At 57.1% G+C, this 22,054-nt stretch carries 17 protein-coding genes and 2 pseudogenes; 4 read left to right on the forward strand and 15 right to left on the reverse strand.

All coding sequences use genetic code 11. From position 1 onward, the window contains the following. Nucleotides 1–23: 23 nt before the first annotated feature. The 12 genes and pseudogenes from JK208_RS12720 to JK208_RS12775 form a co-directional block, all read right to left on the reverse strand. Nucleotides 24–1,559 carry an SUMF1/EgtB/PvdO family nonheme iron enzyme gene (locus JK208_RS12720; RefSeq protein WP_077804114.1) on the reverse strand — a complete coding sequence of 512 codons (1,536 nt, stop codon included), beginning with the start codon at nt 1,557–1,559 and terminating at the stop codon, nt 24–26. Further along, entirely contained in the window at nt 1,556–2,773 is a 1,218-nt protein-coding gene (locus tag JK208_RS12725) for a hypothetical protein (RefSeq protein ID WP_194268089.1), read from the reverse strand. Before JK208_RS12725 ends, JK208_RS12720 begins: the two co-directional genes overlap by 4 nt. Beyond that, nucleotides 2,770–3,465: an ABC transporter ATP-binding protein gene (locus JK208_RS12730; RefSeq protein ID WP_077804112.1), complete on the reverse strand. Its 696-nt coding sequence runs from the start codon at nt 3,463–3,465 to the stop codon at nt 2,770–2,772. Before JK208_RS12730 ends, JK208_RS12725 begins: the two co-directional genes overlap by 4 nt. Continuing rightward, nucleotides 3,462–5,366: a vWA domain-containing protein gene (locus JK208_RS12735; RefSeq protein WP_077804111.1), complete on the reverse strand. Its 1,905-nt coding sequence runs from the start codon at nt 5,364–5,366 to the stop codon at nt 3,462–3,464. Before JK208_RS12735 ends, JK208_RS12730 begins: the two co-directional genes overlap by 4 nt. Beyond that, a complete protein-coding gene (locus JK208_RS12740) occupies nt 5,363–6,316 on the reverse strand; it encodes a sel1 repeat family protein (RefSeq protein WP_077804110.1) in 954 nt (317 codons plus the stop codon). The genes JK208_RS12735 and JK208_RS12740 overlap by 4 nt, the downstream gene beginning before the upstream one ends. Continuing rightward, nucleotides 6,313–8,832 (reverse strand): virulence factor SrfC family protein, encoded by a 2,520-nt coding sequence (locus tag JK208_RS12745; RefSeq protein ID WP_077804109.1) that lies wholly within the window; start codon nt 8,830–8,832, stop codon nt 6,313–6,315. Before JK208_RS12745 ends, JK208_RS12740 begins: the two co-directional genes overlap by 4 nt. Then, on the reverse strand, nt 8,829–11,831 hold the full coding sequence (locus JK208_RS12750; RefSeq protein WP_211576423.1) for a virulence factor SrfB: 3,003 nt from the start codon (nt 11,829–11,831) through the stop codon (nt 8,829–8,831). Before JK208_RS12750 ends, JK208_RS12745 begins: the two co-directional genes overlap by 4 nt. A gap of 42 nt (nt 11,832–11,873) precedes the next feature. Then, the gene (locus JK208_RS12755) at nt 11,874–12,842 is read right to left on the reverse strand and encodes a hypothetical protein (protein WP_077804107.1); all 969 of its coding nucleotides are present in this window, start codon (nt 12,840–12,842) and stop codon (nt 11,874–11,876) included. Continuing rightward, entirely contained in the window at nt 12,842–13,837 is a 996-nt protein-coding gene (locus JK208_RS12760) for a hypothetical protein (protein WP_077804106.1), read from the reverse strand. The genes JK208_RS12755 and JK208_RS12760 overlap by 1 nt, the downstream gene beginning before the upstream one ends. After that, nucleotides 13,837–15,003, reverse strand: a complete 1,167-nt coding sequence (locus JK208_RS12765; RefSeq protein ID WP_077804105.1) for a hypothetical protein — start codon at nt 15,001–15,003, stop codon at nt 13,837–13,839. Before JK208_RS12765 ends, JK208_RS12760 begins: the two co-directional genes overlap by 1 nt. Further along, nucleotides 15,000–15,824 carry a hypothetical protein gene (locus JK208_RS12770; protein WP_194268091.1) on the reverse strand — a complete coding sequence of 275 codons (825 nt, stop codon included), beginning with the start codon at nt 15,822–15,824 and terminating at the stop codon, nt 15,000–15,002. Before JK208_RS12770 ends, JK208_RS12765 begins: the two co-directional genes overlap by 4 nt. A gap of 247 nt (nt 15,825–16,071) precedes the next feature. After that, nucleotides 16,072–17,075 (reverse strand): annotated as a pseudogene (locus JK208_RS12775) (IS5 family transposase). 61 nt (nt 17,076–17,136) lie between these two features. Here JK208_RS12775 and JK208_RS12780 point away from each other — a divergent pair. Continuing rightward, nucleotides 17,137–17,310, forward strand: a pseudogene (locus JK208_RS12780) (IS5/IS1182 family transposase); the annotation flags it as partial. Between the two features lie 204 nt (nt 17,311–17,514). On the opposite strand, the gene JK208_RS12785 reads toward JK208_RS12780, so the two are convergent. Then, a complete protein-coding gene (locus JK208_RS12785) occupies nt 17,515–18,372 on the reverse strand; it encodes an SDR family oxidoreductase (RefSeq protein ID WP_077804103.1) in 858 nt (285 codons plus the stop codon). 148 nt (nt 18,373–18,520) lie between these two features. Between JK208_RS12785 and JK208_RS12790 the strand changes: the two genes are divergently transcribed. Beyond that, complete coding sequence (locus JK208_RS12790; protein ID WP_077804234.1) at nt 18,521–18,853, forward strand: helix-turn-helix domain-containing protein; 333 nt, start codon at nt 18,521–18,523, stop codon at nt 18,851–18,853. A gap of 481 nt (nt 18,854–19,334) precedes the next feature. Here the strand turns inward: JK208_RS12790 and JK208_RS12795 are convergent, their stop codons facing one another. After that, nucleotides 19,335–20,090, reverse strand: coding sequence for an anti-sigma factor (locus JK208_RS12795; RefSeq protein ID WP_077804102.1), 756 nt, complete (start codon nt 20,088–20,090; stop codon nt 19,335–19,337). Then, on the reverse strand, nt 20,087–20,593 hold the full coding sequence (locus tag JK208_RS12800) for a sigma-70 family RNA polymerase sigma factor (RefSeq protein WP_077804101.1): 507 nt from the start codon (nt 20,591–20,593) through the stop codon (nt 20,087–20,089). The genes JK208_RS12795 and JK208_RS12800 overlap by 4 nt, the downstream gene beginning before the upstream one ends. 178 nt (nt 20,594–20,771) lie before the next feature. Between JK208_RS12800 and JK208_RS12805 the strand changes: the two genes are divergently transcribed. Next, entirely contained in the window at nt 20,772–21,866 is a 1,095-nt protein-coding gene (locus JK208_RS12805; protein ID WP_077804100.1) for a catalase family peroxidase, read from the forward strand. Continuing rightward, nucleotides 21,863–22,039 (forward strand): hypothetical protein, encoded by a 177-nt coding sequence (locus JK208_RS15900; protein ID WP_249202150.1) that lies wholly within the window; start codon nt 21,863–21,865, stop codon nt 22,037–22,039. Before JK208_RS12805 ends, JK208_RS15900 begins: the two co-directional genes overlap by 4 nt. Nucleotides 22,040–22,054 lie beyond the last annotated feature (15 nt).

The following is a 22,054-nucleotide window of genomic DNA, read 5'->3' on the forward strand; positions in this document are numbered from 1 at the left end:
AGTGAAAATTTACACGAAAAGAATTAATGAATTGCTTCGATCTGCGATTTTATAGTCTGCCCTGTAGGGAGTTTTCCGGAATGACTGCTTTGAATGTTCTGAGCAGTAACCATCAGGAACTGTATTGCCCGATCATCCTGAAGTGCTTTGATAGCATCTGCCTGCTGTGCTGTGATGGCGGAGAGATCGGGCAGGGCCTGACTGTTCGTTACGGCCTGAAGAAGACTGATGTAACCATTGATGGCGCCTCCAAGCTCCGTCTGTCTGGCCTGAAGGTGATTTGCGATTTGTGCGGTCTGGGCCGGTGTTAGAGGCGTTGGTTGCGACTTCAGAATATCGGCCGATTTCTGAATAAGCTGTATGGCATGGTCGACCTCCCAGATATCCGCTGCCAGGGCAACTAGTGCCTGAATTTGTGCGGCCAGCGCCTGACGATCTGCATCGAAACGGGCACGGGAGTCGCTGGCCATGGCGGTCTGGATCAGCTTCAGACCGTTGAGTGTGGCCGGGTCAGTCGTGTTTTTCTGAAGGCCTGCAAGCGCGGTCTGGGCGTCTGCACTTGCAGGCAGGGTTTTGTTCATCAGGGTGTTGAAAGCGTTCTGGGCCTGTTCCGTTCCGTGAAGGGAGCCGATAGCATCTGTCGCCAGAACAAGGCGGAATCCCATTTCAGGCAATCGGGTTGGTTCACCCGTCTGCGGGCTATAAAGCGGAACTTCGGCGCGTGAATTGGTCGTAATCTCATCGGGGTTGGACAGGTAATTTCCACCGCAGACCAGAATTCCGCCAGCCAGACCCTGAAGGCGGCCAACGCGGTTGAGGCGGTACGGCTCCAGCATCATCTGGCTGGCTTCCCCAAGCATATCATACAGACCCAGCGGGTTTGGTTTCATCTGCCCGACGCGCTGCATGCCGCCAAGGTCTGGCCCTGCGGCGATATACTGGTCTGCACCTTCCGGCATGGGCCATGTGGGAGCCATGAAATCGGTCGGGCTGACATGCATGCCGCCACGGGCAGCATAAGACCATTCGTCGTCGGTGGGTAGACGCACAAAGCTGGTTGCTCCGTCATGGTTTGGCAGCGGAATCTTTTGGGTGTGAAGCCACGTTGAATATTTCGTGGAGAAGGTAATGGCCTCATCCCACGAAATATGCGTCTTGGGATGCTGTCCATCCAGGGTAGGGGGCGCGCAGGTTCCGCTCAGGCTTTCAGCCTGATTTTGGGTTACATCATATTTGCCGAGATAGTACCGGCGCAATTCCGGATGCTGGCTGACGGCGAAAGGGGCAGCCACATAGGCGTGGCGCATAAACTCGTTGTAGCCATCCTGTGGATCGCTTCTGCCCAGAATAATGGCATCGTCATCGAGTAGATTGTCTCCTGTCGGAACGTCAACGGGACGGAACGTCATTGCGCCACCGCAGGGCATAGGCAGAACCAGATCATCCGGCAGGGGATGTGGGTCGACGAATTTTTTGTCCCAACTCTGTGCGGCAGCCGTTTGTAGAGACAACACGGGTGCGAAACCCAGCAAAAGCAGGGCTGTGTGATGGGTTTTCATGGTGTGCTGACTCCCTCCCAGGGATCAATGCGGCGAAGGCTTCGGGCGGCGGCCAGGGCGGCCAGAAAAGCTCCCAGAGCGGTTATGAGGCAGGTTTCAAGCCACAGACCAGCCCCGATTCTGCACAGCGTATGTCCGGGCGGCAGGGTCTCTGCAAAGACATGATTGATGGCGCTGCCTACGATCAGCGCACCTGTCAGAGCCAGAAAAATACCGGTCAGCGCGAGAATTTGTGCCTGGATGACGGGAAAAATCGTTAGACGCTGTACGCCGAGAAAGCGCAGGGTTGCGAGAGAAAGTTGTTTGCGTTCCACATTGGCCCATAGCGCGGCGGTGAGACTGGCGAAAAAACCGGTCACTCCAAGCAGGGCTGTCAGCCGGAACAGCACGGTCAATCGCTGGTCCAGAAGAAGAAGGTCCGAGACATCCTGCGCCCGATCCGAAATATCCACGCCTGCTGCACGCAATCTGGTGTCAAGGGCGGGGATGGTGTTGATCTGCCGGGTATAGAGACGGAAGCCGGGATAGGACGGGGCTGGCGTGGCCGCCTGTGCCCACGCATCGGACCATGAAAGAGAGTGCTCTCGATATAGTTCTACGGTCTGAGCCAGACGCAGCGATACGAAAGCTGCATCCCGGTTAAGGGCGCGTTGCGGGGTAATCGCCTGAACATGCAGGGGAATCCGAACTGTTTCCGGGCCGAGGCCTAGACGGGTGACATGCAGTTCGAGGAGATCACCCGCCTGAATATGCAGAGAGGCGGCGGCACTTGCGGAAAGCAGGATGGTGCTTTCGTCTGCGGGCATCGTCGCGGGTGTGGTCAGGGGATCATCCGCGTGGGACGGTATCAGTTCGATGCGTCGACCCGCAAAGGGGCGGCCGGGCGGAACGAGCAGAACACTGGCCGCAAGAGTGCGTGTTCGGGGCATGACAAAAACGACATCCGGCTCTTTTCGCAGCCTATCCAGCCAGCCTGTTGTAAAATCCCGGTTGCTGGCGCTGGAAATCTCACGCACATGCGGGTCTTCCAGAAGGACGGTTCTCAATCCTTCAACAAGTCCGCCTCGCAGGCCTGACAGGATAATCAGGGGGGCTGCCGTCGCTGCTAGACCGATGATAAGGCACAGTGCCAGAATTTTTTCGGATAGAAGATCGTACCAGGCCAGACGGGCCGCCAGACGAATGTCATGAAATATGAAGCGCCGGTCTGTCATGCTGTAGCGATCTGGGTCGTAGAACCGTTCATCGAGACTGGAAGCAGCGTGAACCCGGCTGCCGCCGCGCGTTCGGCGTCGTGCGTCACCATAACAACAGCTGCGTGCCGCTCAGCCTGCTGATGCAGGAGTGTCATGACATGTGTTGCCTGTTCTGGATGCAGGGACGCAGTGGGTTCGTCGGCAAGAATGATATCAGGCTGATGCGAAAGTGCGCGGGCAATGGCGACACGCTGGCGCTGCCCGACCGACAGTGCAGCGGGTCTGTTTGTCCGTAAGGAGACAAGGCCCAGACATTCGATAAGATCGTTGATGTGATGAGGATTTTTAATGTTCATAACATCCAGTGGTAGATGAATGTTGGCTTCGACGTTCAGGAAGGGCAGCAATGCGCTCATCTGCGGAACGAACCCGATATGTCGCGCCCTGAGGGCGGTCAGACGCCCCTGTCCGGGTACGCGCCAGAGGGATGCCGTGGGACTGCCCATAATGTCCAGCACGTCGACACGGTCTGGACGAAGTGAAAGGGAGAGCAGGCCCAAAAGCGAGCTTTTGCCACAGCCCGATGGCCCTACGACCGCATAACGGTCACCTGGGTTCAGGCGAAAATGAGGTACTTTAAGCGTGAAATTTTGCCCCGGTGCCTGCCAAGATAGGTTTTCTGCAAAGAGCAGGGATTGGTCGGGGTTCAAGGTAACGCTTCCAGGGGTACCGGATAGACGCGCTCTCCATCATCGTGAGACTGCCCGATCTGCCCCCACAATGACGGGTCGGACTCATATTCCTGATAAAGACGCAGACGACTTGCGATATTGTTTAGGATGGTACGCTGTCCGACGGCGCCCATGGCGAGCCATGATTCCTGTGTGATAGATGTTACGTCGGACTTATACGGCAGGCCATCCAGATATTCGCCAAGCAGCGGGCCGATCGTGTCGATATGCGAGAAAGCATTTGGATCACGGGCCGAAGCCGCAAAGGCAGATTGAAGCTGGGTGAAGAAATTTTCCGGTGCGGTTCGACCGGCTAGCCCGGCATCCAGAATATGCTGAAGGGCGTTGGCGAGATCGGAGAGCTGGTTGCGTGTCAGGAGCACACGGATGTTCAGGGTTCTATGCAGCGTATCGGCTGGATCACGATCGGAGGTGAACGCGTTGATAATATCCGGTGCGGCTGTGTGCTGTGTGTCGCCAAGATAGGCCAGACGCATGGCCTGACTGACGACTGAGAGTTTCGTATCGACTTTCGCATCCTGCGGGGTTAGTCCGGCGACGGGGCGGCCGGTCATGTCCGCCACTTGCTGGAGCATGGAGGTAGACATGGTTTGGATAACAGGCCGGAACGCGTCCGGGCTACCTCCCGGGACAGGATAATACAGGCTGCCAGCATTGTTGAACTTCGAAAGATTTCGATACTGCGTTGCGGCTTTGCCGTGATCATTCGCCGCATTCCCTGCTGGGGTCAGCAGATGAATGACAAACAAGGCAATGCCTTTTGACGCGGCAAGGTGGTTCATATCCTCGATGTTGAGATGCGTCAGGCTATGGGGGTCGTCATTGCTTCGTGCCCCGGCATCGGTGATGAGAACGATATAACGGCCGTTGAACGTCTGCCATGGAACCTGATCGACTGCGGTTTTTACACCGGCAATCGCATCTTCATCAAAACTGCTGGAGGACACGCTGGCGTCGTGAACCGTGGAAATGGCCGGAAGGATTGCATCCAGAGACTGGGAAAAATCTGGCGACGCGTAGAGTTTTGTCGCGTACTCCAGCCCAGGCGTGTCTGCGAGACTGTCGCGGTAGGCGACGAGGCCGAAGCGAAAATTCTGCGAGACCGCCGTATTCTGGACGGAATGAATGATGCTGGAAATCGCAGCTCGCGTCTGGTCGATATAAGGCTGCATGCTGGCTGTTGTGTCGATGACGAAGACCAACCCGGCCTTGAACTGCTTCAGGGTCTGTGGCGATGCTGTCCGGGCGGTATTGCCCGTAGTCGTGGAGGCGGAAATGACATGTAGCATTCTGATTGCCGGACCACTGTCCCGCTCGATCTGCGTGGCATCCAGCACGGGAAGCAAATAGAAATTCTTGGACGGATCGACGAAATTTTCCGGTTCCATAGCGACGACCGGCGCTGAATGACCAGCCTGAACACCCTTGGTCAGAGCATCGACGCGCGCCGCAGAGTCCGCAGCGGACAGGAGATCTTCCTCGTGTTGAGCTGTGTCGAGGAAAAGCGCGCGGTTGCGGCCCGCGGGATTTGTGAAGGTTGCCACCATGGTGTGTGCCCAGGGGATTGTGTGGTCATCATCAATCCATCCCTGAACCGGGCCCTGGGCCGAACTTCCGATCTGAACCCGCCCCTGAGCGCGACCGAATACATAGAAGACTTCGAAGCCCGGCAGTGGTTTTGCGTCTTTTCCACTCGCATCACTGAAGAGAGATGCGCCGGGGCGGGTAATGATCCGCTGATAGAGCGTGTGTTTCCCCGGCTGCAAGAGCGGGGTGGCGGCGTGTACGGCGGTTGCCAGTCCAAGCAGCGAAAGGCTGCATAGAGTGGCTCTAGCGATCTGGCGAACGTCCGGGATCATGGCCAAAAATCCTTCAGGGCAAGCTGGGCTGTCATGTCGTCGTTGGCAGATTGCTGCTGCAGGGCGGTATGGAGGCGGGCACGGTCCTGTGCGCTGCTCGTGTCGCCGGCCTTGGCGGCCGATTGATAATAATGGGCGGATTCACGCACATCCGGGCTGGGGATAGGCCCTTTCGGATCGAAGGTCGTCGGATCGTAAAGATGTCCCAGATGGTTCATGGCAGGAGTATCTCCGCGATCAGCGGCGGCTTCCAGTAGCAGGACACCATCATCCGTCTTGCCGTTTTTCAGGCGGGTTTCACCTTCTTGCCTGATTTGGACGGCTGTTCCTGCCTCTCGGATCACATCGGGCACGGATTTGTTGGCGAAGGGGTCGCTGTCCGGTGCGGTCGCATTCAGGGGCGCGGCGATCGGACTGCGAGAAGAGGCGACCTTATCCTGGCCGGGGAGGGTGGGGTGATGCAGAAGATAAAATGCCAGAAATCCCAGAATGCCTAGCCCGATCACCCCCCCACCCAGAACAGGAACGAGGTGTTTGCGTTCGGTCTTTTTTTCAGGCGGCCCGACGGGTATTTCGGAATGGATCATTTCATCCTCTTCCGAAGTGGGTTTCGTCGTAATTTTTTTTGGAAGTATGACGGGACGAGGTTCGACTACGATGGGACGGGCGCGCAGTACAGGCCAGTCGAAGACATCGCCGACGATTTGGAGTTCAGGGATTTCCAGCTGATAGCTCGCATTGGCCTCGAACATGGTCGCGAATTCCCGGGGGATATGCACCAGAAGATCTGCCCCCTGGGCTTCGAGACGGCCTGTAGCCCGACTTTCAGGAAAATAATCCGGCGCACGGATCGTCACGTGCTCCCGGCTGGCATCCGCGGCCCGGCCGGGGAGGTGAAGGATGGCTTCCTCAACTTCGTGGCTAGCAGAAACGTGTAGTTCAGTGTTCATAGCGGTGAGGTCTCAAGTCTGGAAAGCAGCGCTTCAAGGGCATGATTGGCATCCACATCAAACTGTGGGCCACCCTCTTCGAAACGGGAGCGCAGAGCGAGTACCCAGTCACGAAAGAAGGTATCGAGATAGACGGAAGGTTGTTCGCTCAGGACAGGATAATCACGGGGGGTGGGCGGAGCACTGAAAATGGCGATGTCGCTGTTACGCTGACGGGGGCGGGCCTCCGACGCCAGATTGGCATAACCGAGATAGGTTACGAATCGGCCTATCAACTCCGCACAGATGAGCGCCTGTTTTTCACCGGACTGGTTCAGCGTGCTGACATGGTTGCACTGAAGGCGCAGCCTTTGGGCGATCGCCTCGCGCAGGTTCAGGGTTTCGGCCAGTTTCTGAAGGCGCTCAATGAACTGCCGGGCAACAGACAGGTCCAGATTGAAGACCGCAAGCTGTTCGGGATGCGCCAGTAGGCTCAATAGGCGGTCGTTGATCCAATGTTCGATAATCAGGCTGGCGAACCGGTCATGCTGGTCTTCCTGAGGGGCGGAAACTGGGATCGCATCGCCCAGAATGTCCCCCAGCAGATCATCTACGGGCACGGGCGGCGGGGTATGATGGATCGTGCTGCTGAAATCGCGCCACTGTTCGATGATTGCAGAGCGGTCCAGTTCCAGTCGCAGCAGGAATGCTCCGAACAGACGATTGCGGTGCAGGCTCAGCAAGGCCTGTGCGATTTCAGACGCGGCTCTGCGGGCTTCTGCGCCGGACTCTATTCCGGCCGGATCGTGATAGAAAGGCCGCATGAGGGACAGAAGATTGCTGGTGCAGGCCTTGAGGCGGGCGGCGAGCTGTTCGTTCTTGGTTTTGCTTTCGCAAACCGATTTCAGCCGCTCGGCCAGATAGCTGACGCCACCGTCATTTGGCCGGATCGCCTCATCGAACGCGCGGGGGGCATGCTGGATATGCCGATCCACCGTCGTGCTGGCCAGATACGAGTTGCGGCGCCTCTCAACCCGCAGGTGATTTTCGGGAAGCATTTCGGTTTCGCGTTTCTGGGCGTCGCGGCGATACAGGCTCCCAACAGTTGAAGCGCGCAGCCACTGGACATTATTGAACGGTTGGCCGGGCTTCCATTCCGTTACCCAGGGGGCATCGAAAAAATTGATGAGGGATGCTTCGAGACGCTTGTCCCAGACATCGCTGCTGTTTTCGTCTGCCCCGCCCTTTTCCTCGAACTGCCGGTCGAATTTCGTCAGGATCACGAACAGCGCATCAGCCTGATTTTTACGTTCTCGGGGCGTTTTGCCGATCGTGTCGTTGATCCACCCCTCGATCATGGCGGGAAGCCCGGTCACCTCCTGAGCTGAATCCGCCACGCACAGTAGGGTGGACGTGACTTCCATATCGGCCTGATACAGCTCGAACAGGTAATCGACCTTGCCGCGCAGGAACAGTTTTCCGCAGACCCCTGCGACATCCGATAGTTCGCGGATTTCCAAGCGGGACCGGGCTCCGGGAAAGTCGAGCAGATCAGTCGTTTTCACAAACTCCCAGCGGCTCTGCGCCATGGGAACGACGAGTTCGGAAACGATGGCCGAGACGATGTTGCGTGGCAGCGTGACGGTGGAGCCATTTTCACCGACTAGCCGCAAAGGGGCCATGCCCATGGGAGGGCGAAACAGCGTGGAGACGTTCAGAATGCTGTCTGAACGCGGGACCAGCGCCTCAACGTCGCAGAAGGCGAGATTGACCTGGCCAAGCGAAAGCAAGGCCGAAACCAGCTCGGTGGCATAGGTGGTCAGCTCGGGTGTCTGCCCCCACAGCGGAGACAGGGCGGTTATCAAGGCCTGCAAAGGAAGCTCTGGCGCAGCGGCGGCAAGCCAATCCCAGTAGGGTTCGCCTAGGACCGACAGCCAGATGCGGTCTCCGAACTTCCGAGTGAAGTATTCCTCCAGAACTTCGATGTCATCAATGGTGAAAATACCCCCGCCAGCAGACCGGGGAAGGGTTTCCAGCATTTGTGACGTCTCGCGCCATTCCCTTGGCTTGATGCCGATCAGTTTGAAATCTGACAGAAACGTATTACCGACGATCCGGATGATGTCTGTCACCGAGAGCAGGCGGACGGGAATGGGGGGAGCGTTGGCCGGTGCGGCTGGAGGATTGAGGGTAAAGCGCGAAACCAGTCCAGACGACTCATCGCCCCCGGGTGGGTTCATGTCCATCAGGAAGTCGAGCGTATGCTGACCGTAGCGGATAAGCAGCGGTCCCTCTGCAGGACTGGAGAGGCTCGACATCAGATAGGATTTTCCAGCCTGGGACGCCCCGTAAACTGCGACAGCGGCGGGGCGGGAGGCCGCAGCCTGAAGCCGGTGCGCCAGACGGCGTTCGCGGCGCAGGGCGGCACGACAGGAAGGGCTTGCTCCCGCAGCATGGTGCTGCACCCAGTCGGCACATGTGGTCGCCAGAGAGGCAAGGGTGCGGGTTTGGGAAGCGAGGGTCACAGGCATACTCATTTCAGAATCAGACAGCCGGTATCACGCCAGTGACCTTCGGGTGTCAGGGTCGTTTGAAGGCGCAGTTTAACAAGGCTCAGACTGTGATCCTCGTCGTTGGCGTCTGTAATGCGGGTAATTTCAAACATCTCGCGATTGGAAAAATCACCGCTTTCATCTTCGTCGTCTTCAATGAACTTGCGTTCCAGAGTAACGGTCAGGGGCATAGCGCATTCGGCGAGGTGTTTCTGTTGGCTCAGGTCGAATTCCACGCAGTAGAGCGCGCTTGTGGTCCAGCGCTCGAGGGGAAGCTGCCGAAAGCCGATCATGGTAGAACCGCCAAAATCCTTCAGGCAGAACCCAACCTCATCCCCGGCGGGAGGGCCGCCAAGATCAACATTTTCCAGCAGCATATTGACGTTCCGGATTTCGCTCGACTTGTCCATCTTGCCAATGAAGCGGGCGGTCGAGCGCATCGCGAGGCTCTTGGTACGAAGTACGAAGTTCTGGAGCTTGCCTTCAGCCTGAACGCACAGGGCCGCCCCGACGACGACGGTAGTTTTTGGATCGTTGATTCGGTTGAGCGAGTCTGAAAATGGGTAATGTTTTCCGACGGTATAGTCATGCATGGCAATAATGCGGTGAGGCGCTACGGGCATGGCCCCCGTAATGAGACTGCGTACCCGGCGCAGTTTGGACGGGCGGCCCGATAGGAGCAGTACATCACAGTTATAGGCCCAGACACTTTCGGTCAGGCTGGAAATGATGGTCTCCAGGGTGCTGCGGATGGCGCGGTCTATGGTTTCGGTATCGACCTGAATTTCAATGCTGAACGGATCGAATGATTTCGCCTCAAAAGATGTGGTCTGGTCTTGCAGATGGGCGGCAATCTGTTCGTGCAGAAAGGCAACGCAACGCGTGCGCTGGTCGGCATCGGCCTTGCGCAGGGTCTCGTCTCCGAGAGGAAAACTCCCCAACGGTCCCTGCTGCCAGTTATCAATCTGTTCATACAGTTCAAGCGCATGCAAAGCCGCCGGTTCTAGAACCGTCGAGACGAACAGCTTGCGACGGTGCCGGTCTTTTTCGTCCTGATTGCCATGGTCTTTGCTCAGGGCGCGGTTCAGGAGCTGGTCCGCCAACGGGACGCCCGCTTTGGTCAGGGCGGCTTCAAGTGGTGGGATCACCACAGTTGCGATCACACGTTCCAGCAGGTTGTCGCCAGCGATATTGAAGCTTTCGCGGAACTCCTGCCGAGGGGAGAGGGCATCCCCGCCTTCAAGTGTGTAGGTCGTGATCATCAGGTCCGTGGTGCCGCCGCCAATGTCGATGCTGGCAACGCGAATAGCCGGTTTTTCGCCTTCGGCCGTGGGTTGGCCGTACAGTTCGAACAGGGCTTCGACATGGCCGCCCAATCTCTGAGTGACTTCGTTGTGGAGCCATACAATCTGGGTTGCTGTGGCTTCGTCCAGTCCTGCCCGAAGAGCAGGTTGCGGACCAGACTGCTGGGCGGCTTTCCAGGCAAACGAGATCGCGGCTTCGGCGCGAATACGAAAGACTCTCTGTTCTGCGACGGGCATTCCCGGCGGCATCGTAAGCATGACAGAGCGCAGGCGACGCGCCCGGCCACTGTCGCGGCGGCGGGAGCGGAACCCCGGTGCGTTCATGTAGGCCATAGCTTGAACCAGAACCTCGTTCAGCATCAGAACAAACAGCAGGCTACGGGACATGACACCCGGGCCGATGGGGTTGACAGCCTTTCGATCTTCAGGTGCGGCGCGATAGCGACCTTTTTCGAGTGTTTCGGCGAGCATTCGGCGGAACGGCCCATTAACCGGTGGGTCCGAGATCTGTCCTGTTGCGCCCTTGCCATTGTTGAAACGCCATCCTTGATCGGACGGACGGGTGTCCCACAGATAACGTTTCGGCGTGGCAAGTCCGGACAGACCCTCAGTACCGATCCGGGCGCCCATCATTCGTTCTGCTTCCAGACCGGTCCGGACAGGGCTTGGCCATGAAAAAGCATGGGGACGGCCCGATCGGCGAGAATAGATGTCGTATCCGAACAGGGCACGCCCAAATTCGATCCGGCTCGAAAACGGGTCGCTGTAGGTGAGGTCCGGCGAGGCGAGATCACGGAGTTCAAGAACGTAGCTGTCTGCTTCGCGGCGCCCTTCTCCGGGATGTTCTTCGATCAGAATACCGCAGCTCCGGAAATTTCCAAGATCGAGAACAAGATCGACATCAACGGGTTTCTGATCCTTGATGCTCAGGAGCCGGACGTCGGGGAGTGGCGGTGTCGCTTCAGACAGGAACTTCAGAAAGGTCTGATAAATGGCCTGGAATTTGAGAACCGGAAGCTGTTCGTCTTCATCGTCGGTTCGTGGGCGGCGGCGTTTTGGAATGGCACTTTGCGTAACGCGATATAGTTCGCTAATCCAGTCCTTGAGCCAGTCACTGTCGAGAAGCCAGCTTATATTGTGCGGTTCCGAAACAAAGGCATATCGCTGTTCCCGGCTTTCGTCCTCGGCCGTTGGTGCCAGATAGGAGCTGTTTTCGTCAGACGAGGCCAGTGTCGTATCGAAGGCAATGTTCAGAAAAATTTTCTCCCCCTCGGGGGTATCGGGGTCTTCCGTGCGCCGCAGGCGGCCGCGCACCCAGTTTGATGGCCCCGGGCGAAAACTCTCTCTGTCACCGTCGCCGATGATAGCCAGAAATGGAAGTGGCACCCACTGGTTTTCAAACATTTCAAAGACGTCTTTGCGTCCGATCGCATAGCCGCAGTCATCGGGCACCTTATGAAGTCGACCTTTGCTGAAAAAGACCATGTCTCCCGTATCGGGATCACGTTCGAGCATGCGCAGTGTAAACTCGGGAGCATCTGTCGCATCGGAGCTGGCATTATGCTCAGAGGGTTCTTCCCAGAAACTGACGCGGCCGTTGCCCCAGCCTTTCGCATCCAGATCGTGTGTTTCAAACTGGATCAGGCTGTTCGGAATCAGGGAAATCAGGTTGCCAGACATCAGAACGGCTCCGGGAGGTTTATTGCGGAATGTGTCATTGATTTACTCCGGTTTGATCCGCTCAAGCAATCCCTCATGGGCCTGATGATACCCCGCTGGCAGTTCGCTCAGAGGAGCATCAACATGAATGATGCACGCGATATGTCCGCTGTCGTGTTGATGACAGGTCAGGGTGCGCGGCAGATAGATCAGAGATGGAAGCTGACAGGCTTCGGTCTCAAGAACGGTCTTGTCGCCGTCGAAATGGGAGGTCGCTTTTGCGGTACAGGGGGCCTGGTTGGCGAGTTCCAGCCGGAGTGATCCGTTCTGTCCGTCCGGCTTCATGCAGACTTCCCAGAGTTTATAATCACTCGGTGTCAGAACGTCGTTACTGGCTGCACTCATGTTGTTCGCGCGCTCCCAGCAGCCTGCCATAACGGTTGGATCATGGTGCTTCCAGCGTGCAATATTGTCTGCGAGAAGGCATTGTCCGTTTTGGGGGAGTGTCCAGATCAGGATCGCAGCAGCGATCAGGCCGAAGAGAATGGCCACCAAAGCTGTGATCAGAAGGTTAGGGGAAGCCGGAAATAAAACGCGTGCTGCTTGGGGGGGACGGAAATCATCGAACCGAGACACCCAGGTTGGCGTATAGGGCGTCTGTCCCCATCGGGCTAGAACGGGCCGACCGTCGACCACAAACAGACTGCCATGATCCGGAAAGGAGCGCAGACGGTCTGCATAGGTGCGGAGAATGCCTGGTTCGCTCTGGGCGACCCGCCGGAGGTCCGCGAGAATAGACCCGGCATGGGCATAGAGGGCTTCTCGTGTTGTGGTCGGTAGCTCTTCGGCGGCAATTGCCTGTGTGCCGGTCGTCATCCATTCCGTGCCGGTGGCCGAGACATCGGATTGTGGTAAGGAGAAGAGGGCAGCATGTGCAGCCCCAAGCCTGAGCAGAACGGCATCATGAATCTGACGCGCGAAAAGAGCATCGGCCGGTCGTGCGTCCCGGCACAGGATCAGAGGCGCACTCATCAGGGTGCCTCTCGCTGAAAAACGCCGGTAGCAATTTTATGCTTATGATCAGTATAGTCGGGAACGGCAGGGTCCGCATCATGACCGGGACAAATTGCCTGTCCTTCCAGCCCGCGCGTACAGCGAAAAATTGTCCGGACCAGAAAGGTATGGGGGGCCGTGTAACAGCGTTCGGCTTTTACGGCGAGTGTATCGTTTTCGAAAGCAGCGGAGATCGGGCCCGTGCACATGCTGCCATCCGTATAGGTTAGGTGCTGCTGCCCACGTGAGCCGTCTTCCGAAAAGCAGAACGTCCATTTTGCAACACTTTGAACCGCACTGGACTGGATATTCTCGGTCTTCATGTTGCTGATACGGAACCAGCACCCCTTCATAACCGAAAGGTCGTGCTGCTCCCACGCGCCCTGCGGCAGTTCGTTAACTGCAATATGCTCTGATGCCGCAGGATGGGGCACGCTGGCACAATAAGGCGTCGTTGCACTGAACCAGGTCAGGATACAGGCCAGACAAAGCCCCAGTAGCGCACCTGCCAGACCCGAAACCAATAAAGAAGGATGCGTGGGAAGTCGGGTCTGCTGGATGAGCGGAAACTGGCCATCGTCATAGGCAGCGAGGGGATCGATCTGTGTTGTTGCAAGGCCCCATTGACTGAGAACCGGGCGGCTATCGACGACATAAATACAATCGAATGACGGGATGCGCCGTGCTTGGGGAAAGAGCCTTCTGAGATCTCCCTCTTCAACCTGCGACATGCGGCGGATGTCGGACAGTGCGGTTCCAACATAGCGGAGGACTTCCAGACGTGTTGTTTCAGGCAGATCCCTGAACGGCACGATGTTTTGCCCCTCTTTGATCCAGAGTGTCTGGTTGGGAGGGTGAGGGGTGGGTACTGCGAATAGCGCTGCATGATCTGGCCCGAATTTCTGAGTGAGGGCAGCCAGAAAAGCCGTATGGCCAACGGTATTCAGCGGTCCGGTTTGATCGAGAATGGGCATCAGGACGAAATACGGAACTGGCAGACCGACAGCGTGCCCCGTGTCTGCGATACGATGCCCTGTCTGGCCACAAGCACGTGCCCGTTATGGCGTACCGTCAGACGGAAGCGAGTGTGCGGGCAAATGGGCATCGAGAAAGGATCGACTTCTACCGTGTAGAGTCCGGGAGGAGGTGCTCCCTGCCAGACAATGTTTTCAACGGCTCGCTTGGTAGGTGCCACGGCTCCGGTCGTTCTGGCATTTGCATCGTGGTCAAGCATTCCTCCTCCATGGCTCCGGTTACCAAAATAAATACGTCCACCATCGGGACATAGGACATGGAGATCGAGGTCATTGAGGTCGTCCCAGGCCAGAACGATCTGCAAAATTCCTGTCTGTGCCCCGACACGGCCAACGCGCCGGAAGTCCGACCAAGTGCGCCAGGGAAGGAGCAGGAGAAGCAGCAGGCCAATAAGCAGGACGAGTGGCAGAGTGATCCAGAGCGGAAAGTTTGGATAATGACAGATCCAAGAACCAATCCATCCGCCCAGACGGGATAAGAGCCACAGAATGCATGCCAGTCCGGCGAGCTTGGCGAACAGTTGAAGCCAGCTTTGCCATGGCCCCCAGAGGCGCATTACGGGCGGTTCTGGGGGGGGAGGCAAGATGGTTACCGGAGGCTGGGCTGCCGTCTTGGTTTCAGAGGCCGGAGGATCGGCCTTCGGACGTGGAGGCGGGCGCTTGCCAAAGCCTTTCAGATCGACCTGTTCGATTCGGGTGGTCACGGGCTGATGGCCCCAGCCAATCAGCACAGGACCATTCGGGCCGGATCGCAGATAGTCTGGGCTTGGAATCTGGATTGCAAAGAGCAAGAGACTGAGGAAAGTTCTGTCCGTGTCCGTGGTGGCTTTCTCCGGGTGTGCTCCCAGCGCTTCTATTTTTGTCTTAATGGCCTCGTATTGTGCGAGCAATTCGTCCTGTGGAATTGGAGTTCCAGTTTCGCCGTACCAATCAATGCTGCCATTGTCGTGAAAAGCTGGTTCTGCAAGCAGCGACGTGCCCTCAACTCCAAAATGCTGAGTGAGCAGGCGGCAGAAATCAGGCCAGTATTCAATGACCCGCTGGCCCTGTGCCATGAGCGCGACGACGTCATGTCCAGTGGTTTTTCCCAGGAATTGGCGGCTCATAGATGCGTTCCAAACATGACATGACCGAACATGGTGATGAGTTTCGAGTGACTCGCGAATGCCAGAACTGCCCAGAAAGCCAGAGCAAAAAATGCCGTAAATGTCAGGACATGCAGAATGATGCGTATCCACAACGGCAGAAGCCAGGGGAGTGGTGCGGAAGAAGCCGGGAAGGGCGCTGTAACGATAGAAGACTCGTCGTGAAGTCGCGCCTCGAAAGAGGTCCCGACCGATGTCGTACCGGAAAAAGGATCTGCTTTTTGCGCCGGATAAGAGGCTGTTGCCCCCTTTTGGGGTGCGGAGGTATTCAGGAAGTCCGGGTTTTTTGAGGAGGGTTCAAGCAGAGCCCCCAGAGGGGTGCGGGAGAAGGTATCGGGGAGTGCGGGATCAATCCGGTGCGTGGCATCCTGCGCGCCCCACGGCGCCAAAATTAGTTGGGTTCCGTCTGTGAAAACAGCTTTTAGGTTCGGAACAAAAAGCGCCTTTTCAAGAAGCGTGGCGTAGCTCTGCGGATGACTGCTGGCGACCCGCTGGAGCTTTTGCAGGCAGACTGTCAAGTTTTTGAGCAGGGCGTCTTGCTGTAGCGGGGGATAGTCCGTCAGAGGCCGGAACGGGTGCTCGACAGTCCCGTACCAGGTGATCTGGCCCGGCTTGTCATCGACAACCCACTGAACGACGGGTTCAGCGAAAGAGAACGGTAAGGGGCCAGCAGCGTCGATCAGGCGCAGCAAGGTCGTATAGTGCTGAACGGTAGGTTGTCCTTGCCATTCAGACAAAGAAAGATCAGACAGGGCGCTACGTGAGAGGACGGAAATAGACAATTTTTTACTCTAATCGAGATTAGTATTCTAATATATCACTTCAAAGCGTTTCTTGGAATAAGTTTTCTGTTCCCAATACTGAAGAGCGGTAGAGTTCTCTTTTTCGAAATGAGATGGAGGGATCGAAGAACCGTTTGTTGATATGCCTTGGTTCTGATTTTGGATTTTGGGCGTACTGATTGACAGTTTCTGCGATGGCATCCGGTCTGCGTTTTGAGCAGATCGGGTGTTGTCCCCCGCTGGAGGACTACGCGCTCGCGTTCATCCGCTCCAGGAAGAGAAAGCGGCGCATATTATAGACGATATTGGCCAGCCCGATCCTGGTGGTGGCTCGGGTGATGCCAACGGTTCGGACGAACAACCCTGTCTGTGATTTCTGATCCGCAAAGACATGCTCGACGCGTGATCGGATCACCGATTTCCATGCATTGGACCGCTGGATATGGCGGGGCATGGGCTTGAGATGCGGCTTTTTTTCTGTGAACCTTTGAGACAAAGTCCTGCTTTTCCATGAAGTCTTCATTGGCTTTGGAGCGATACGCCGTGTCTGCCCAGACGCTTGAGGCCGTATTGGTTTTATCCAGCAGCCCCTCTCTCAATCGCGCACCATCACTGGCGGCGGAATCTGTCGTCTTCCATTTGCGGATGAACCGGAACTTCCGGTCGATGGAAACATGCGATTTGTAGCCAAAGAACGGAATGGCAAGATCCGTTGTGGGGATCGTCCCGTCATCCTGCCGCTTTGCTTTAGTGAACTTCAGTGTCCAGCGCGCATGGCGACCCTTGTGGCACAATTTGGATGGCTTATCCTGCCAGTCTTCAGGAATACGCCCTGCCCGGATCAGCGTTCGTGTTGCGCTGCTTTGGGGCGGCTACGAGCGTGGTATCCAGGATCTGGCCCGACATCGGCAGATAGCCCGCGTTCCGCAGGGTCGCGTCAAATCGGTCAAACAGCCTTTCAATGGCCCCCGCCTGGGTCAAACGCTCGCGGAACAGCCAGATCGTTTTGGCATCAGGCACACGGTCCGACAGCCCCAGGTCAAGGAAACGCATGAAGGAGAGGCGATCGTTGATCAGATATTCTGTCAGTGCATCAGACACATTGTTCAGCGTCTGGATCATCAGGATCCTGAACATTATCACCGGATCGAACGGGGGACGGCCGCCTTTGCTCCTGTCTGAGTAGGCCAAATCCTGCTCCAGATCAGGACGGAGCACCTCAAAATCCACAAAGAAACCAGCCTGCTTCATAGCGCCATTGCCTCAGTCAGAACCAGACAAATGGAATCACAGAGCTGGTTTCAAACCCTCCAAGTCCGTGGTCCGCTCGCGTGTCGAGCATGTCTTTGTCGATCAGAAGTCAAAGACCGGGCTGTTCGTCCGAACAGTCGGCATCACCCGAGCCACCATGAGGATCGGGCTCGCCAATATCGTCTACAACATGCGCCGCTTTCTCTTCCTCGAAAGATTGAACGCGAGCGCGTAGTCATTCAGCGGGTAATAGCCCCCGATCTGCTCAAAACGCAGTTCAAAAACGAACCGAAAAACCGTCAATCAAACGACAAAGCCCAGACATTATGAGCCAAGCGCATCAATTAACGGTTCTTCGATCCCTCCACCTTAAAGGGCACCCCAACCCGACAGTCTGCCAGAGACGAAGTCCCGAAAGCAGACATCCTCGCAATTTACATCATTCGGACGATTTCTTAAGCACTGCCGCAACACTCTCCGCAAGGGACGTCGGTGGCCGTCCGATCAGAGCCGAGAGCTGCCGTCCGTCATCAAAAAGCGCGCCCTGTGACGCGGCGATGTCCCAACCCGCAATGGCGTGTGCCAGTCCATCGGGAAGACCTGCTCCGATAAGCGCTTTGGCGTAATCGGATTCAGTCAGATTACAGTATGGAATATCCTTTCCGGTCTGTCGCGAGATCTCTGCCGCCAGATCGGAAAGCGTCCAGGCATCGTCACCTGCGAGTTCATAGACTTTCCCGACATGGCCCGGGCCTGTTGCAACGACAGCAAGCGCTTGTGCATAATCAGCGCGAGCCGCAGAAGAGATACGACCGTCTCCGGCACTCCCGATGAAAGCCCCTCCTTTCAGTGCAGCTCCAACGGAACCAGTATAATTTTCGGTGTACCAACCATTGCGCAGGATCGTGAAAGACAGGCCGGACAATCTCAGGTCGGCTTCGGTCGCACGATGCTCGTCAGCCAATGACAGAACGGACGTGTCCGCATGCAGGACACTGGTATAGAGAATGGTCCGCACTCCGGCCGCCTTTGCGGCTGTGATCACATTGCGATGCTGGGTGACACGCTGGCCGATTTCGTTCGATGAGATCAGGACCAGGGTTTCCACTCCCGTCAGACCTGGAGCGAGTGTCTCGATTCTCGTGTAATCGAATTCTCGCGTTTCGATGCCCTTAACTGCGACTTTTGACGCCGTGCGTGCGAGAGCGACGATGTTTCCCGCGTTTGTCCGGCCTTCAAGAGCGTTGAGAACAAGATGACCGAGCTGACCGCTCGCACCGCTAATCGCTATCGTCATGGCTTATTTCCCTGATCGTCATTTGTGACGTGTCCAAGGATAGGACTATTGCTTCTTATTCGTAAGTACATACATAAATGTAAGTATGAAGAAAAATTCAAAAGTTCAGGGAGAACCCCTGTCGGCACAACTCCGTCGAGGCGACCTGATGGTTGCTCAATGCCCTTCGCGTGAGGTCCTCAAGCACATAACCAGTCGTTGGGGAGTTTTGGTTCTGATTGCGCTACAGAATGAGACACATCGTTTTGGCGAACTACGTCGTCTCATCGGCGGAGTGAGTGAGCGTATGCTGGCTCAGACACTTCAATGGCTTGAAAGCGACGGCCTTGTAGATCGGGTCGCACTTAATGTGGTCCCGCCCCATGTCAAATACAGCCTTACGCCGCTGGGGCAGGAGGCGGCAGAAAAAGTCTCCGCACTTGCAGACTGGATTGAGACGCGGCTACCCAGCATCCTCGCGTCAAAAGGCGAAGAGCCATGATCCGACGAATGACAGATGTCATTGCGAGGCGGCAGAACGCTATCATAACCATGAATGCTATGTCTGCTGTCTTCAGAATACGAGCTACGCTGTAACCGATAAAAGTAGGTGTCGGATGAAGGGTTAGGGCTCGCCATCTGCGATGCCTTCTCACGAGAGGAGGCTTCTGGACAGCAGAAAATCAATACTCCTTCGGAGTAGTTTTTTTCTTACTGGGGCTAACGAAAGGAAACGGGTTGTTCTCCCGTACAGCGTTTGAAACCAGTGGGCATGATTTTGTATAGATTATCGTTCAGGTTTGAGATGTGCCGTAACAGTTATTGTCGAATTGGATGAAGTCCGCTTTCAGGCTATGCACCGTTTCTGATCTATAATCGAGATGTAGGCGACTGCCGCCTGTCTGCTCCTGTATCGCTGAACAGACAGGCGGATCAGGGGAAAGCAGAAAGTCCCGTTTGGGTCAAAAAAGGCAATCTGACCGTTACCCCGCTTCCCCCATCATATCTCGGGCATGATTGGCGAGACGATGCAGATCGCTATCAGGCGTGTCTGCGACCATGCTGATCCCGAGCCCGTCCTGCGCCCAGATATAGCCCGGCATATGTCGCATAGGGCGCATGGGAGCCGTCATGTCATGGCCGTACATGGGTCGAACGAATAGGGTAATCCGGTTGCCATTACCTTCCTTGTAGAAAAAGACGCAGGCAGGACCATGATCCGTCGTGACCAGTTGTCCGCCTGTGAGTTGATAACCCGCTGCCGACAGATCGGGGGGACGAACCGGTCGCCCGAGCGTCCGACCGCCCCATGCCGCCAGTTGCGCGACATTGCCTGACGAGATTGTGCTGCCCTTACCGGCGTCATGCACGATCGTCGCCTCCTGCTCGACGGAGGCCAGGCCGAGGGGCACTTCCCGGTCACGAAGCATCCATCCGCCGCCCAGTCCCAGAGACAGGGCCAGCACGACAGAAGCTGCCATCTGCGGCATGCTGAAACGGCGGGCTCTGCGTCGTTTCAGCCGGGTGATGTTGAAACGCGCCGGTACGGGCTGTCGGAGTTCGGCATCCATCGTCGCCCGCAACAGATCGCGTTCCGCACGCCATGCCGTGACCCGCGTTCGTGTATCGAGGTTGGTATCCAGCCACGTCTCTACGGTTCTCCGCCGTTCGGGAGACAGAAGATCATCGACCCAGGCTTGGAGATCGTCCTCAGTCACGGGGCGGTCGGGCCGTGTCATTTTACCCTCCTGAGCATGGGAAGCTCCTCATGTTCGACAAGCCGGTGCAAGGCCGTCCTGGCCCGCGACAGCCGGGACATCACTGTACCCACCGGCACCCCCAATATGTCCGCGACCGTCGCGTATTCCAGCCCTTCGACACCGACCAGTATCAATACCTGTCGGTGGTCGTCGGAAAGACGTTCGAAGGCGCCCGCCACTTCCTTCCATTCCAGATGGGGAATCTGCCCCGCCTCCTGCATCGGTTCCGGATCGGTCGTTTCCATGAAGGAAACCAGACGCCGCAGACGCCGCCAATGGCTGACATTGAGGTTATGCGCGATGGTGAACAGCCAGGGCCGCAGGTCCGGCCCACAACGCACCTGATCCATCCGGGTCAGGGCACGCTCCAGGCAGTCCTGCACCAGATCGTCGGCCTGATGCGGGTCACGTGTCAGCACACGGGCATACCGTCTCAGGGCCGGTATGGCGTTCTGCAACCTGCTATCATCACCGTCGTTCAATCCTGCACGTGCCTCATATGGTTTCCGGTATCGCTGCTGATGAAGACGCCTCTGGCGTCTGTTTATTCCCGCCCGGACAGGGCGACTGCAAAATATTTCGCAATGCACGCAGCACAAAGGGAATAGATCCGTTCTGTCGGGCGTCTTGCCATCAGACGCTTTCAAAGGATCGAAAACCATGGCAACGAAGCCACTCGTGCCCTCTGCCTCAGCCTTACGCTGGCTCGGTGTGATCGCGGCACCGACGGCCCTGGCGCTGAGTTTCCTGTGGGCCGGCGGCGGGCTGACGCCCCATCGCCTGACACAGACCAGCCTGCTGGATGCCCTGCGTGCAGTGGACGGCACGCACCCCGGCTTTCGGCGCAATCACGCCAAGGGTGTGTGCGTGACGGGCTGGTTCGAAGGTAACGGCAATGCTGCCAGGATTTCGGCGGCGTCCGTCCTCCAACCGGGTAGAGTTCCCGTGATCGGACGTTTCGCCCTCGCGGGCGGTATGCCCTTTCAGGCTGATGCGCCCGCAAAGGTCCGCAGCCTGGCGCTGCGCCTGAAACCAGCCGATAGCCAGGAGTGGCGCATGGGCATGAACGACATCCCGGTCTTTCCCGTCCGGACCCCGCAGGAGTTTCAGGACCTCCAGCTGGCGTCGCGCCCCGACCCGGCAAGCGGAAAACCAGACCCCGCGCGGGTAAAGGCATTCCGGGCGGCTCATCCCTGGTTGCAGGCGGCAGGCGCACAGATCACTCATCGGCCTCTTTCGTCGGGTTTTTCTGATGACACCTATCGTAGTCTAAACAGTTTCCTGTTCGTCGCTAAAGACGGCGCGAAAACAGCCGTGCGCTGGTCCATGGTACCTTTGCAGCCCGTCACACCGGCCGATGGTCACGCGGACGATCACGATTACCTCTTCCGCCAATTGATCAATGACCTTCACGCTCACCCCCTGCAATGGCGGCTGATGGTGACACTGGCGGGTAGCGGCGACGCGATTGATAACCCGAGCAAGGAATGGTCGCGGGATAATCGGCAGATCGATGCGGGAACCTTGACCCTTACAGATATTAAGAGTGAGGAAAACGGCCCATGCACCGGCATAACTTTCGACCCGCTTGTCCTACCCCAGGGCATGATGCTGTCAGGCGATCCGATCCTACAGGCCCGATCTGCGGCCTATATGCGCTCGTTCTATCTGCGTTCCGGCGAACGGCCGACTGCCCCTGCTGTTTCGCCTGAAATGACGGTTCCGCCTACCAACGCGAAAGACAAAAAGTCATGAAAAACGTGAAATCTTTCACCATGCCGTCTCGCGTCCTGCACTGGGTCATGGCCGTCATGATCCTGGCCATGCTCTTCATTGGTGTGTTCATGGCGTCGACCGTTGGATCTGGAGGGTTCGAAAAACCCTCTGGTTTTGAGCCTCTCTCTGTGATCCCATTTCTCCTGCATTGATTGAGGGAATGGAAG

This window comes from Gluconobacter sp. Dm-74, from assembly GCF_018256135.1.
GTDB lineage: Bacteria > Pseudomonadota > Alphaproteobacteria > Acetobacterales > Acetobacteraceae > Gluconobacter > Gluconobacter cadivus.

What these genes read in the sequence shown, in the direction of transcription:
- JK208_RS12750 (WP_211576423.1), bottom strand. Translation starts at nt 11,831, where the DNA reads ATGTCTGGCAACCTGATTTCCCTGATTCCGAACAGCCTGATCCAGTTT.
- JK208_RS15900 (WP_249202150.1), top strand. Translation starts at nt 21,863, where the DNA reads ATGAAAAACGTGAAATCTTTCACCATGCCGTCTCGCGTCCTGCACTGG.
- JK208_RS12735 (WP_077804111.1), bottom strand. Translation starts at nt 5,366, where the DNA reads ATGATCCCGGACGTTCGCCAGATCGCTAGAGCCACTCTATGCAGCCTT.
- JK208_RS12725 (WP_194268089.1), bottom strand. Translation starts at nt 2,773, where the DNA reads ATGACAGACCGGCGCTTCATATTTCATGACATTCGTCTGGCGGCCCGT.
- JK208_RS12755 (WP_077804107.1), bottom strand. Translation starts at nt 12,842, where the DNA reads ATGAGTGCGCCTCTGATCCTGTGCCGGGACGCACGACCGGCCGATGCT.
- JK208_RS12785 (WP_077804103.1), bottom strand. Translation starts at nt 18,372, where the DNA reads ATGACGATAGCGATTAGCGGTGCGAGCGGTCAGCTCGGTCATCTTGTT.
- JK208_RS12765 (WP_077804105.1), bottom strand. Translation starts at nt 15,003, where the DNA reads ATGAGCCGCCAATTCCTGGGAAAAACCACTGGACATGACGTCGTCGCG.
- JK208_RS12760 (WP_077804106.1), bottom strand. Translation starts at nt 13,837, where the DNA reads ATGCCCATTCTCGATCAAACCGGACCGCTGAATACCGTTGGCCATACG.
- JK208_RS12790 (WP_077804234.1), top strand. Translation starts at nt 18,521, where the DNA reads ATGGTTGCTCAATGCCCTTCGCGTGAGGTCCTCAAGCACATAACCAGT.
- JK208_RS12740 (WP_077804110.1), bottom strand. Translation starts at nt 6,316, where the DNA reads ATGAACACTGAACTACACGTTTCTGCTAGCCACGAAGTTGAGGAAGCC.
- JK208_RS12795 (WP_077804102.1), bottom strand. Translation starts at nt 20,090, where the DNA reads ATGACACGGCCCGACCGCCCCGTGACTGAGGACGATCTCCAAGCCTGG.
- JK208_RS12745 (WP_077804109.1), bottom strand. Translation starts at nt 8,832, where the DNA reads ATGAGTATGCCTGTGACCCTCGCTTCCCAAACCCGCACCCTTGCCTCT.
- JK208_RS12720 (WP_077804114.1), bottom strand. Translation starts at nt 1,559, where the DNA reads ATGAAAACCCATCACACAGCCCTGCTTTTGCTGGGTTTCGCACCCGTG.
- JK208_RS12805 (WP_077804100.1), top strand. Translation starts at nt 20,772, where the DNA reads ATGGCAACGAAGCCACTCGTGCCCTCTGCCTCAGCCTTACGCTGGCTC.